Raw genomic sequence first — 12808 nt, 5'->3', positions numbered from 1 at the left:
GCTTTTGCATAACTTGGGTAACGTTATTCCGCACCACTGACAATTTGCACTTGCGCGAGATCGGTATCGCCCTTGATCACTTTATAAATAGCATCCTGAACCAGTGTACGCATGCCGTCTTTCATCGCCTGATCTTTCATGTCAGATACACTGCCTTCTTTGTACACCAAGCTGCGTAGCTCTGGTGTCATTCCAAGCAGTTCGTGTACACCGGTCCGACCGCGATAGCCTGTACCACCACAATCATCGCAGCCTTCCGCCTTGTGTAGCATAAGCGGCGTTGGAAGGTTCAGTTCTGCAAGGTAGTCTTCACCATATTGACGTTTGATAAACGCCACGTCGCTCTCTGATGCCGGGTACTCTTTTTTACAGCTCTTGCACAATGTGCGAATTAGTCGCTGTGCTAGAATACCCACACAAGCATCTGAGAAGTTTACCGGGTCCAGACCTAAATCCAGCAAACGGGTGATGGTTTCTGGTGCAGAGTTGGTGTGCAGGGTAGATAACACAAGGTGACCGGTAAGGGACGCTTCGATACCGGCATGGGCGGTTTCTTTGTCACGCATCTCACCGATGAGGATGATATCCGGGTCGGCCCGAAGGAACGCCCGAAGCGCCGCCGCGAAGGTAAAACCAATTTTCGGACTTACCTGCACCTGCTGTAAACCGGCCTGAGTAATTTCCACCGGGTCTTCGGCAGTCCAGATTTTCTTCTCCGGCGTGTTCAGATAGCCCAACACTGCGTGGAGCGTGGTGGTTTTACCTGAACCGGTAGGTCCTACAACCAATAGAATGCCGTGAGGCTTACGAATCATACTTTCGAGGCGCTGAATGTTCGATGGCGCAAGGTTCATTTTATCGATGGGCATGGCACCGCCTGATGCCAATATACGCATTACCACGCCTTCGCCAGCGACGGTGGGAATGGTGGCAACACGCACCTCTACTAACTGTCCATTCATACGGAAAGAGAGCTTGCCGTCTTGTGGCACCCGTTTTTCGGCAATATTCAGGTTCGACAAAATTTTAATACGAGCGATGACCGCACTGTGGTGAGATTGCGGAATTTGACTCATATCCCGACACACGCCATCCACACGCATTCTCACGCGGGTAGGGCCGCCTTTTTCCGGGTCAATGTGGATATCCGACGCGTTTAGCCGCTTTGCATCGTGCAGAACCCGGCTCACAAGACGCACCACGGCTGGCGCGTCGTCAGACATTTCATCAACCTGGTCGTCGCTGTCTTCATCGCCGGCGCTGATTTCGTCGAGAATTTCGCTCATCTCGCCGGGGGCGCCACCACCGCTACCTTCACCTAGATATTGCATGACCTGGTTAGGCAACGCGACAGCTATTTCGTAGGTATCTATGCCCAGCGCACTTTCTATTTCCATAAGCAGCGCAGCATTGTTCGGCTCTGCCATTAATACAGTGGGGCGTTCGTGCGCATCGGCAATTACGGCAACAAGATTACGCTTTAGATAAGAGAGGTTTAACTTACTGTTGTTTTGATACAGGTGATACTTTTCCGGCAGGTACGGGATATAAGGTACCTGATAATGCACAGAAAGCGTGTTTCCTAGATCATTCTCGCGGATGCTGTGTTCAGACATCAATCGCTGCACTAAAGCTCGGTGATCGTTGGCGCTTTCTATTAACTCTGCCAGCGCTGTGGATGAAATCAGGTTTTTATGCAGCAACAGGTCGAAGGGATTGTTAGTACCACCTAGCTCATATCGAAACTTATTTCCCAACAGTTCCGTGAGGTTTTGAGCGACGGTGAGGTCGGTATCGTTGAACGGTCCTGTTTCCTTATTAATGAGCTGCATAACGCCAAGCAGAACACCGGCATTCAAAATGGGCACACACAGAATATTATTGGTACGGAAATTTGTGCTCTTATCGAATTTGTCGGCGAAACGAAGACGGGGATGAATACTGGCTAATTCTTCAGTGTCGTAAGGGTTAGCGACGATCACTGGTCGTTGAGCAAGCGCGACATAACCTGCAATGGACATTGGCGAAATGGGAACCTTAATTTCCTGTGTGGCCTTTCCAGTTTTAAAGCGGGCAACCAAATCCTGGTGTTGCCGACGACGCATAAAAATACTCATACGCTGCGTATCGAACAAATCAAGAATGATGGATTCAATTTCGCTATAGGCATCAAGTAAGGATGAATGCTTCTCAAGGATGCTGTTGATTTTATCAAATGCCAACTGCTGACTACTGTTTCCGAGCATAAATAAAGGTTCTATTATTAAGACAAACCGACAATACGAGACATACCGGGCAAAAAAACGTGGTAGCGCCCGAAACTAATGCGTTTCACAATACCCCTTTCTGGTTAAACCAGCAACTGACCGAGAATGCAGAAGCCGCGATTTACCTGATACCGACAATGACTTACGTATAAATAACCTAGTACAACCTACCCACTGAATAAAAATAGATCAATTTTTACAATTCGCGGTTGCTTTGATTCGTTAGTTCTGTATAATTCGCGCCCACTTGCCATGTACAACTTGTACAAAAGGCATGGTTTCGGCCGCAACTACACTGCTTTTAGGGTAGATGCCGAAGCTACAACTCCAGTAAACCGGTAACGTAGCGGGCGTGTCAGAAACAAAGAACAAGATTCCAATTGGGAATCACTGGTTTATACGCACATCTTTTCATCCCATTTATAAGAGGGAGTGAGAAGATGATTTTTTTGTTCTTTCGATTGGAGCTTAATCGATGCCAAATCAAAGAATTCGTATTCGTCTTAAAGCGTTTGATCACAAGTTGATCGATCAGTCTACGGCTGAAATCGTAGAAACGGCGAAACGTACTGGTGCTCAGGTAAGCGGTCCTATTCCTCTGCCTACTCGCAAAGAACGCTATACAGTTCTGGTTTCTCCGCACGTTAATAAAGACGCGCGTGACCAATACGAAATCCGTACTCACAAGCGTTTGGTAGACATCATCGAGCCAACTGATAAAACAGTTGACGCGCTGATGCGTTTGGACTTGGCTGCTGGCGTTGATGTTCAAATCAGCCTGGGCTAATAAGAGAGGGTATTAACAATGGCGATTGGTCTAGTCGGTCGTAAAGTGGGTATGACTCGCATCTTCACTGAAGATGGCACGTCTATCCCTGTGACTGTTATCGAAGCGACCCCAAACCGCGTTACTCAGGTTCGTTCTGAGGAAACTGACGGTTATCGCGCTCTTCAGGTTACTACTGGTACTAAGAAAGCGAACCGCGTAAACAAAGCTGAAGCAGGTCACTTTGCTAAAGCTGGCGTTGAAGCAGGCCGCACTCTGGTAGAATTCCGCCTGGAAGACAACGAAGGTGCTGAAATTGAAGTTGGCAGTGAAATCACTGTAGAAATCTTCAACGACACCAAGAAAATTGATGTAACTGGTACTTCTAAAGGTAAAGGTTTCCAAGGTGCAATCAAACGTTGGAACTTCAGTTCACAACGTATGACTCACGGTAACTCTTTGTCTCACCGTGCTCCTGGTTCAATTGGTCAAAACCAATCACCAGGTAAAGTTTTCAAAGGCAAGAAAATGGCTGGCCAACTTGGTAACAAGCAAGTCACCACTCAGTCTCTGGAAGTTGTACGTGTAGACGTAGAAAACAGCCTGATCCTGGTTAAAGGTGCCGTACCTGGCGCAACTGGCAGCGATGTTATCGTAAAGCCAGCTGTTAAAGCGTAACGTCTGGGGAGTTAAGTGATGGAATTAACATTGAAAGACGCGCAAAGCGCTCTTGAAGTATCCGAAGCGACCTTTGGACGTGAGTTTAACGAAGCTCTGGTACACCAGGTAGTTGTTGCTTACGGCAATGCTGCCCGTCAGGGTTCTAAAGCTCAGAAGACTCGTTCTGAAGTTCGCGGTGGTGGTAAGAAGCCATGGCGTCAAAAAGGTACTGGCCGTGCACGTGCTGGTACTATCCGTAGCCCAATCTGGGTTGGCGGTGGCCGCGCATTCGCTGCGAAGCCTCGTAACTTTGAACAAAAAGTTAACAAGAAAATGTACCGTGGTGCTATCAAGAGCATCCTGTCTGAACTGATTCGTCAAGACCGTCTGGTTGTTGTTGAGAAGTTCGGCATCGATGAGCCTAAAACTAAGGCACTGGTAGCTAAACTGGCTGAACTGGAACTGTCTGATGTTCTGATCGTTACTCCAGAAGTAGACGAGAACCTGTTCCTGTCTGCTCGCAACCTGTACAAAGTTGATGTACGTGATGTTGCTGGTATCGACCCTGTTAGCCTGATCGCATTTGAAAAAGTGCTGATTACTGCGGATGCAGTGAAACAACTTGAGGAGGCGTTAGCATGAAAGAAGAACGTCTACTGAACGTGCTTAAGGCACCACACGTTTCAGAAAAGTCTACGATGGCTGCTGAAGCGAGCAACACGGTTGTATTCAAAGTAGCTAAAGACGCGAACAAAGCTGAAATCAAAGCAGCAGTTGAAAAACTGTTTGAAGTTGAAGTAGCTGACGTACGCACTGTGAACGTTAAGGGTAAAACTAAGCGTCACGGCATGTCTTTCGGTAAGCGTAGCGACTGGAAAAAAGCGTATGTATCGCTTAAAGAAGGTCAGGACATCGACTTTGTCGGTGGCGCTGAATAAGAAGGGGATTAGAAATGCCATTAATGAAAGCTAAGCCAACTTCTGCCGGTCGTCGTCACGTTGTTCAGGTTGTTAACCCTGATCTGCACAAAGGTGCGCCTCACGCGCCTTTGTTAGACAAGAACAGCAAATCTGGTGGCCGCAACAACAATGGTCGTATTACCGTACGTCACCACGGTGGTGGTCATAAGCAACACTACCGTATCGTTGACTTCAAACGTAACAAAGACGGCGTACCTGCCAAAATTGAACGTTTAGAATACGATCCAAACCGCTCTGCAAACATTGCTCTGGTACTGTATGCAGACGGTGAGCGTAAGTACATCCTGGCACCTAAGGGTCTGAAAGCAGGTGATGCGATTCAGTCTGGTTCAGATGCAGCGATCAAAGCAGGTAACGCCCTGCCTATGCGCAACATCCCAGTAGGTACAACTGTACACGCTATCGAAATGAAGCCTGGCAAAGGCGCGCAAATCGCTCGCTCTGCTGGTCAATACGCTCAGATCCTGGCACGTGAAGGTAACTACGTTACTCTGCGTCTGCGTTCAGGTGAAATGCGTAAAGTATTGTCTGACTGCCGTGCAACAATCGGTGAAGTTGGCAATGCAGAACACATGCTGCGTTCACTGGGTAAAGCCGGTGCGAGCCGCTGGCGTGGTATTCGTCCTACAGTCCGTGGTGTTGTAATGAACCCGGTAGATCACCCGCACGGTGGTGGTGAAGGACGTACGTCTGGTGGTCGTCACCCAGTGACTCCATGGGGTGTTCCTACTAAAGGTAAGAAAACCCGTAGCAACAAGCGTACTGATAAGCTTATCGTACGTCGTCGTAACAAGTAATAGCGAGGATTCACCATGCCACGTTCTCTCAAGAAAGGTCCATTTATCGACCTTCACTTGCTGAAGAAGGTAGAGGCTGCAGTGGAAGCGAACGACCGTAAACCAATTAAAACTTGGTCACGTCGTTCGATGATCATCCCAGATATGATTGGGTTGACCATTGCGGTCCATAACGGTCGCCAACATGTACCTGTCATCGTAAGTGACGAAATGGTCGGCCACAAGTTGGGCGAATTTGCGCCAACGCGTACTTACCGCGGCCATGTCGCGGACAAGAAAAGCAAACGTTAAGGGGTAGGAAATGGAAGCATTAGCTAAACATCGCTTTGCCCGCACGTCGGCTCAGAAAGCACGCTTGGTTGCGGATCAAATTCGCGGCCTGAACGTTGAAAAAGCTCTTGAAGTTTTAGCGTACAGCCCGAAGAAAAGCGCAGCATTAGTTAAGAAAGTACTGGAGTCTGCTATTGCCAACGCAGAGCATAACGAAGGTGCTGACATCGACGAGCTGAAAGTTGCGAAAATCTTCGTTGACGAAGGTCCAACGATGAAACGTATCAAGCCACGTGCTAAAGGCCGTGCTGATCGTATCTTTAAGCGCAGCAGCCACATCACTGTAGTTGTAGCGGATAACTAGGAGTAGACAATGGGACAGAAGGTACATCCTACAGGTATACGCCTGGGTATCAGCAAACCATGGACTTCGACCTGGTACGCTAATACTGCAGACTATGCAGACAACCTGTATAACGATCATCAGGTACGTCAGTATCTGACTAAGCAGCTGAAAAACGCTTCACTTTCTAAAATCGTGATCGAGCGTCCTGCTAAGAGCATCCGTGTGACTATTCACACTGCTCGTCCGGGCGTTGTTATCGGTAAGAAAGGTGAAGACGTAGAAAAACTGCGTAATTACGTATCTAAGCTGGCCGGTGTGCCTGCTCAGATCAACATTGCTGAAGTACGCAAGCCAGAGCTGGATGCACAGTTAGTAGCTGACAGCATCTCTAGTCAGCTGGAGCGTCGTGTAATGTTCCGCCGCGCTATGAAGCGTGCGGTACAAAATGCAATGCGCCTTGGTGCCAAAGGTATCAAAGTTGAAGTTAGCGGCCGTCTGGGCGGTGCAGAGATTGCACGTTCTGAGTGGTACCGTGAAGGTCGCGTTCCTCTGCACACTTTCCGTGCAGACATCGATTATGCGACTTCTGAAGCTTTAACTACCTACGGTATCATTGGTACTAAAGTTTGGATCTTCAAAGGTGAGGTTCTGGGCGGTCTGCCTACAAACCAAGAGCCGGCTGCGCCAGCTCAACCTAAGAAGAAAGGCCGCAACGCTAAGCGAGAGGGCTAAATCATGTTACAACCAAAACGCATGAAATTTCGTAAAATGCATAAAGGTCGTAACCGTGGTCTTGCTATTGCTGGTGGCAAAGTAAGCTTCGGCACTTATGGCCTGAAAGCAGTTGGCCGTGGTCGTATGACTGCACGCCAAATCGAAGCAGCGCGTCGTGCTATGACTCGTCACGTTAAGCGTCAAGGTAAAATCTGGATTCGGGTTTTCCCTGACAAACCAATTACTGAGAAGCCTCTTGAAGTGCGTCAAGGTAAAGGTAAAGGTAACGTTGAGTACTGGGTATGCCAAATTCAACCTGGCCGTGTTCTGTATGAGATGGAAGGTGTTCCTGAGTCTCTGGCACGCGAAGCGTTTGAACTGGCAGCGGCAAAACTGCCATTTAAAACAACCTTTGTAACTCGGACGGTGATGTAATGAAAGCGACTGAACTGAAAGATAAAAGCGTAGAAGAGCTGAACGCAGAGTTGTTAAACCTGCTACGCGAACAGTTCAACTTGCGCATGCAGCATTCAACTGGTCAGCTTGAAAAAACAGACCAGCTGAAGAAAGTGCGTCGTAACATCGCGCGTGTTAAAACCATTCTGACTCAAAAGGCTGATGCGTAATGACTGAGCAAAATGTTCGTACAGTACAAGGTCGTGTGGTTAGCAACAAAGGTGATAAGTCAATCACTGTTGTTGTTGAGCGTTTCGTTAAACACCCTATCTACGGGAAGTTCATCAAGCGTTCTACCAAGCTTCACGCACACGACGAAAGCAACACTGCTAACGAAGGCGATACCGTGACTATTCGCGAGTGCCGCCCTGTTTCCAAGACTAAGACTTGGACTCTGGTAAGCGTTGTAGAAAAAGCTAGCATGTAATTGCTGTTTTTATCTTGAAAAAGCCCGGTTTATCCGGGCTTTTTTGTATGTAAAATTCAGCATTTCTTACTCATCCGTTAATAATTGCTTACATACACAATTCACTTCGTATACGAAATAGCGGTATGCTGTCTTTAACAAGGCGGTGTACGGTTATTGCTCCGTCTAATTACATCAGAAAATCACGTAACGATTAGATAAACCCACACATCAACGATAATTCTAATAAACAAAGGGAAACAAGCATGAAATCTTCTGTAAAAGCCAGTTTTGGTTTTGCATTGAGTTTAGTGGCTGCCGCCATGATGGGCTGTTCGCCTGCGAATGAAGCTTCGAAAGAGCCGTCAGAAGTTGTCGCCGAGGCGCAGGCAGAGCAATCAGAAACCGAACGCTTAAACGCGTGGTTCGAAGAGCAATACGAAGAAGGGCTGAAAAAGTCTCCACTTGCGTTAACCATGCAGGGCAGAAAAGAACGTTACGGCGAGCTGGATCAGATGTCTGAGCAGGCCTCCAACGAACGTTTTGCTGATATGGAAGCTGCGGTAAAGGAAATGAAAGAAACCTTCGACTACGACAAGCTGGATGACGATGCGAAGATTTCCTGGAATGTATTCCTGTTCGGGTACGAGCAGCAAAAAGCGATGAAGCCGTTTGAGCGTCGGGAATATATTTTCAATCAGATGTTTGGTATGCACTCTCAGTTGCCGACTGTGCTGATTAACTATCACAGAGTGGGCAGCGAGCAGGATCTTAAAGATTACGTGAGCCGATTAGGTGAAGCCGGTCGTGCAGTGAATCAGCTTATTGATCGTGCTAGCGTGGCAGCCGACGAAGGCGTAAAAGCACCGTATTTTGCTTATGAAGGGGTAATCCAGCAGAGCAAAGGCATTATCTCTGGCAAGCCGTTTGATGATTCTGATAATGACAATGCACTTTACGGTGACTTCAAGGCAAAAGCTGAGGCACTGGTAGAGCAGGGCACGCTAACACAAGAACAGGCGGATAAATATATAGACGAAGCCGCTACCATGCTCACCACCAAGGTGGGACCTGCTTACCAGACCCTGATTGACTGGTTTGAAGATGACTTGCCAAATCTGGATAAAGAAGCAAAAGGTGTATGGGCGTTGCCTGATGGCGAAGCTTATTACAATGTGATGCTTGCTCAGTCTACCACCACAGACATGACCGCAGATGAAATCCATGAGCTGGGCCTGAAAGAAGTTGCGCGTATCCGTGCTGAAATGGAAAAGGTAAAAGGCGAACTGGGTTTCGATGGAACTTTACGTGAAATGTTTGATTATCTACGTGAAGATAAATCTGACGAGCGCCTGTATTATCCAAACACTGATGAGGGACGAGAAGCCTATCTGGCAGATGCCCGCACATACATCAACGATATGAAGGAAATATTGCCAGACTACTTTGGACGTCTGCCAAAAGCTGATCTGGTGGTGAAACGTGTTGAAGCGTTCCGCGAACAGCCGGGTGCTGCGCAACATTACTATCCGAGCTCGCCGGATGGTTCTAATCCGGGTGTGTATTATGTGCATCTGATTGATATGACCATGATGCCAAAGAGCGAGATGGAAGCGATTGCTTATCACGAAGGTGTACCAGGTCACCACATGCAAATCGCTATTGCGCAGGAACTGGAAGATATACCTACATTCCGTACTCAACAGTTCTTTACCAGTTACGTAGAAGGCTGGGCACTTTACTCTGAGCGTTTAGCTAAAGAGATGGGCATGTATAAAGAACCGATTAACGATTTCGGTCGTCTGCATTCCGAAATGTGGCGTGCCATTCGTCTGGTTCTGGATACCGGCATTCACGCGAAGAAGTGGACCGAAGCGCAGTCTATTGAATATTTCATCAATAACACGCCAATCTCTGAAGGCCAGGCCAAATCAGAAGTGCGTCGGTACTTTGTAATGCCAGGACAGGCTACCGCTTATAAGATTGGTATGCTGAAAATTCTGGAATTAAGAGAAAAGGCGAAAACCGAGCTTGGTGAGAAATTTGATATCAAGGCGTTCCACGACCTGGTACTCGGTGGCGGTGCGGTTCCGCTGAGCACGCTGGAGCTTATGGTTAACGACTGGATAGCCTCGCAAAAGTAAGCGTGATTTCGTATTTATGAAAAAGGCACATCAGCATTGATGTGCCTTTTGTGCTAATAGGCAAATAAAAAGTTCAGGATGCCCGTTTAATGACGCGTTCGCATTTCTCTCGCCACTCATCATCGAGTACCTCGATACCGACATAATCTTTCGCTTTCTCAGGTTGGCCTTTGTCGTATACCGCCGTCATGAGTGCAGCAATACTCACCGTGTGTTGTGGGCGTGAGACTAATGCTACGGCGTCGCCCACATGCAAAACACCGGTTTCGAGCACCCTATAGTACCAGCCTGTAATGCCATTCAGCCCAACGAAGCGATCCAGATTCTTAATTTCATAGCGATGGGATATTTTATTGCACGGTGCCCGAGGAGCGCTAACCTGCAGTACCACGTTACCCATTTTATATACATCACCAACATGCACGTTGTTGTCGTCCATACCGGCCACAATCATATTCTCGCCGATTGTTCCAACGGCAAAGGCTTTTTCAGGAAATGCCTCAGTTAATGCCTGATAACCTTTATGGCTATATTGATGCAGTACCTTTTCAGGGCCACCGTGTAGCTTTTTGTTTCCTTGTTCATCTTCATCTGTTCCATCGATGTTAACGTGAAGCTGTTGAACTGCTTGTTTCTGAATGGCGCTAGGTGCACCACGGGGGCCGAAGGGAGCTGGTTTGGCAGCAAAAAGCGCTTCAAGGTGCATATCTGAATGCATGGCGATGTCCTGTGGTAATTGGTAGGTGACTAATGTAAAAAAAACCAAGACGCATTTAAACCTTTTCATCTGGCGATGCGACTAATGAAATATCAGCATCAAAAAACACCGCGCTTAGCGATGAAATAAAAAGAGTTAAAGCGTAAACGCTTAAGGAAAGCATGGAATTATCACACGCCACGGTCACAGATATGAAACCCGACACTTTAAGAGTGCGGGAAAGTGTACTTTTGCGTGCGGCAGTTAATGGTGACCGTGATGCATACCGAGAAATTTACGACATCCATATCAAACGTGTTTTTGGATTGTGTTTTCGGTTAACCGGCGAACGGGGAATGGCTGAAGATGCTGCTCAGGAAGTGTTTATCCAAGTCTGGCGCACACTATCTAATTTCGATGGACGCAGTCAGTTTTCTACCTGGCTGCACAGTGTGGCGGCGAATGTGACAATCAGCTACATGCGCCGACAGAAAAACTGGTTGCAGCGCATGTTCGACATCGAAAGCGTCACATTGGCAGAACCCGAGACGTCTGGTTGTAGCAGTGGGGTCGATCTTGAAAAATATATTCTACGATTGCCGGAGCGGGCTAGAGTGGTGTTTGTATTACATGCCATCGAAGGATATCGACACGAAGACATTGCCACTATGTTGAAAATTGCATCGGGTACGAGTAAAGCACAGTACCACCGAGCGCGTCAGTTGCTCGAAGATTGGATGGGAGCAGACTAATGGTTGAGCATAACCACAAGCTAACAGTAGCGCTGGCGAAGCTAGAGAAAGAAAAAGTGCCTGATAAGGATTTGTGGGTTGGTATTGCGCATAGCATTAATGACAACATCCCTGCCACTCCTGTTAAGCAGGGAAGGGGCGTGGCTATGCCTATTGCTGCCTCCTTTATATTGTTCGCTGCAGTGTTGCTCGTTACCAAAATAGATCCACTTTCAGAGCCGTCATCACAAGGTATGCACGGTGATGCACTGGTGCAGGCCATCAGTCAGCAGCATGAAGAGCAAAAATTGTCGCTGTTAACCCGTTTCAGTGAGAAAGCAGCAGTGACGGATGATTGGCAGCAGCAACTTAATGAACTGGATGAGGCGGCTTCGGCGGTAAAACGCGCGTTGGCCGAAGATCCAGACAATACCGCTTTGCTGGGCATGCTCCAGCATATATACCAACAACAGTTATTGCTGATTGAGCGAGTGCACGCGCCCAAGTGGCAGCAAATTTGATCGTAAGGATAATTTTATGATGCGTAACAAAACGTCCCACTCTTTCATCACCGCGTTAATTGCTAGTAGTCTGCTTATTGTCTCGTTGGGGGCGCAGGCTAAAGAGAAGGTCGATAAGCGACTGGAAACCTCGGCTTCCCCCCATGTGGAGATAGAGCATGTTTCCGGTAAGGCAAAAATTATTGGTTGGGATAAAAATGAAGTCTACGTTTCCGGCGAGCTTGGCGATCGCACCGAAGAATTCATTTTCGAGAAAGACGGTAATGACATTACTATTCAGGTAGAAACCAACCATCGTAAAATCAACTGGAAAGAGAAAGATTATGACGATGGTGATGATCTGACTATTTATGTGCCTACAAAATCTGGTGTGTCTTACACGGCTGTCAATGCAGGCGTAAGTGTTGAATCTCTTACCGACAGTGTGCAGTTGGAAGTAGTGAACGGCGATATCGATGCCAAAGACATAGCCGGTCGAATGAAATTAGAAACCGTAAATGGTGACATTTCACTTAATGCAGTACGTGGCTTACTTCAAATTGAAACCGTAAACGGCGATGTGAAAGGCGAACACCAAGGTGACGAACTCACAAAAGTGATGACGGTAAATGGCAATGTAAAGCTTAAAACATCGAGTCCCGTCGTTGAATTTGAATCGGTGAATGGCGATGCGGAATTAGAATTGGCTCTGATAAAATCACTGTCATTGACTACCGTAAATGGTGAGATCGAAACATCAATGACCCTCGACAGCAAAGCGGATGTGGAAGCTTCCTCCGTAGGGGGCACCATCACTCTTACCATGCAGAAAGACGTGTCAGCGCGCTTCGAGTTGGAAGCCCATGCTGGAGGCGATATTGTTAATAAAATTACCAGCGACAAACAGAAGTCGGCAAAATATGGCCCGAGTAAATGGCTTGAGTTTTCGGTGAATAAAGGTTCTGCAGGGGTGGAAATGTCCACCGTGCACGGCGAGCTCATTGTTAAAACTAAGTAGCAAGCTAGAAAAGTATTCAATATCAAAATAGATAAAAGAGCAGAAAATCATCAGGT

General features: G+C 47.4%; 17 protein-coding genes. 15 read left to right on the top strand and 2 right to left on the bottom strand.

Features of this window, described 5'->3' with window-relative positions:
- Positions 1 to 23: 23 nt before the first annotated feature.
- A complete protein-coding gene (locus BFC18_RS12080; protein ID WP_070125811.1) occupies positions 24 to 2246 on the bottom strand; it encodes a GspE/PulE family protein in 2223 nt (740 codons plus the stop codon).
- Positions 2247 to 2742: 496 nt separating this feature from the next.
- Between BFC18_RS12080 and rpsJ the strand changes: the two genes are divergently transcribed.
- The 12 genes from rpsJ to BFC18_RS12020 all read left to right on the top strand — a co-directional run bounded on the left by rpsJ (position 2743) and on the right by BFC18_RS12020 (position 9806).
- Positions 2743 to 3054 (top strand): 30S ribosomal protein S10, encoded by a 312-nt coding sequence (gene rpsJ / locus BFC18_RS12075; RefSeq protein ID WP_008845776.1) that lies wholly within the window; start codon positions 2743 to 2745, stop codon positions 3052 to 3054.
- 18 nt (positions 3055 to 3072) lie between these two features.
- Complete coding sequence (gene rplC, locus BFC18_RS12070; RefSeq protein WP_070125810.1) at positions 3073 to 3711, top strand: 50S ribosomal protein L3; 639 nt, start codon at positions 3073 to 3075, stop codon at positions 3709 to 3711.
- Positions 3712 to 3729: 18 nt separating this feature from the next.
- Entirely contained in the window at positions 3730 to 4335 is a 606-nt protein-coding gene (rplD, locus tag BFC18_RS12065; RefSeq protein ID WP_070125809.1) for a 50S ribosomal protein L4, read from the top strand.
- Positions 4332 to 4631 carry a 50S ribosomal protein L23 gene (gene rplW / locus BFC18_RS12060; RefSeq protein WP_070125808.1) on the top strand — a complete coding sequence of 100 codons (300 nt, stop codon included), beginning with the start codon at positions 4332 to 4334 and terminating at the stop codon, positions 4629 to 4631. Before rplD ends, rplW begins: the two co-directional genes overlap by 4 nt.
- 14 nt (positions 4632 to 4645) lie before the next feature.
- Complete coding sequence (gene rplB, locus BFC18_RS12055; protein ID WP_070125807.1) at positions 4646 to 5470, top strand: 50S ribosomal protein L2; 825 nt, start codon at positions 4646 to 4648, stop codon at positions 5468 to 5470.
- 15 nt (positions 5471 to 5485) lie between these two features.
- Entirely contained in the window at positions 5486 to 5761 is a 276-nt protein-coding gene (gene rpsS, locus BFC18_RS12050; RefSeq protein WP_070125806.1) for a 30S ribosomal protein S19, read from the top strand.
- 10 nt (positions 5762 to 5771) lie between these two features.
- Positions 5772 to 6104 (top strand): 50S ribosomal protein L22, encoded by a 333-nt coding sequence (rplV, locus tag BFC18_RS12045; protein WP_070125805.1) that lies wholly within the window; start codon positions 5772 to 5774, stop codon positions 6102 to 6104.
- Positions 6105 to 6113: 9 nt separating this feature from the next.
- The gene (rpsC, locus tag BFC18_RS12040) at positions 6114 to 6818 is read left to right on the top strand and encodes a 30S ribosomal protein S3 (RefSeq protein ID WP_070125804.1); all 705 of its coding nucleotides are present in this window, start codon (positions 6114 to 6116) and stop codon (positions 6816 to 6818) included.
- A gap of 3 nt (positions 6819 to 6821) precedes the next feature.
- Positions 6822 to 7235, top strand: coding sequence for a 50S ribosomal protein L16 (gene rplP / locus BFC18_RS12035; RefSeq protein ID WP_070125803.1), 414 nt, complete (start codon positions 6822 to 6824; stop codon positions 7233 to 7235).
- On the top strand, positions 7235 to 7426 hold the full coding sequence (gene rpmC / locus BFC18_RS12030; protein WP_070125802.1) for a 50S ribosomal protein L29: 192 nt from the start codon (positions 7235 to 7237) through the stop codon (positions 7424 to 7426). The genes rplP and rpmC overlap by 1 nt, the downstream gene beginning before the upstream one ends.
- Entirely contained in the window at positions 7426 to 7683 is a 258-nt protein-coding gene (rpsQ, locus tag BFC18_RS12025) for a 30S ribosomal protein S17 (protein ID WP_070125801.1), read from the top strand. Before rpmC ends, rpsQ begins: the two co-directional genes overlap by 1 nt.
- A gap of 245 nt (positions 7684 to 7928) precedes the next feature.
- Positions 7929 to 9806, top strand: a complete 1878-nt coding sequence (locus BFC18_RS12020) for a DUF885 domain-containing protein (RefSeq protein ID WP_070125800.1) — start codon at positions 7929 to 7931, stop codon at positions 9804 to 9806.
- 73 nt (positions 9807 to 9879) lie between these two features.
- Here the strand turns inward: BFC18_RS12020 and BFC18_RS12015 are convergent, their stop codons facing one another.
- A complete protein-coding gene (locus BFC18_RS12015; protein WP_083273052.1) occupies positions 9880 to 10524 on the bottom strand; it encodes an MOSC domain-containing protein in 645 nt (214 codons plus the stop codon).
- Between the two features lie 191 nt (positions 10525 to 10715).
- Between BFC18_RS12015 and BFC18_RS12010 the strand changes: the two genes are divergently transcribed.
- Genes BFC18_RS12010 through BFC18_RS12000 form a run of 3 tightly spaced genes read left to right on the top strand, consistent with a single transcriptional unit; the run spans position 10716 to position 12752 of the window.
- The gene (locus BFC18_RS12010; protein ID WP_070126113.1) at positions 10716 to 11255 is read left to right on the top strand and encodes an RNA polymerase sigma factor; all 540 of its coding nucleotides are present in this window, start codon (positions 10716 to 10718) and stop codon (positions 11253 to 11255) included.
- The gene (locus BFC18_RS12005) at positions 11255 to 11755 is read left to right on the top strand and encodes a hypothetical protein (protein WP_070125799.1); all 501 of its coding nucleotides are present in this window, start codon (positions 11255 to 11257) and stop codon (positions 11753 to 11755) included. Before BFC18_RS12010 ends, BFC18_RS12005 begins: the two co-directional genes overlap by 1 nt.
- Positions 11756 to 11771: 16 nt before the next feature.
- The gene (locus BFC18_RS12000) at positions 11772 to 12752 is read left to right on the top strand and encodes a DUF4097 family beta strand repeat-containing protein (RefSeq protein ID WP_083273050.1); all 981 of its coding nucleotides are present in this window, start codon (positions 11772 to 11774) and stop codon (positions 12750 to 12752) included.
- The last annotated feature ends 56 nt before the right edge of the window (positions 12753 to 12808 follow it).

The sequence above is a fragment of the Alteromonas confluentis genome, assembly GCF_001757105.1.
Classification (GTDB): Bacteria; Pseudomonadota; Gammaproteobacteria; order Enterobacterales; family Alteromonadaceae; genus Alteromonas; species Alteromonas confluentis.
This window is presented reverse-complemented; position numbering and strand designations above follow the sequence as displayed.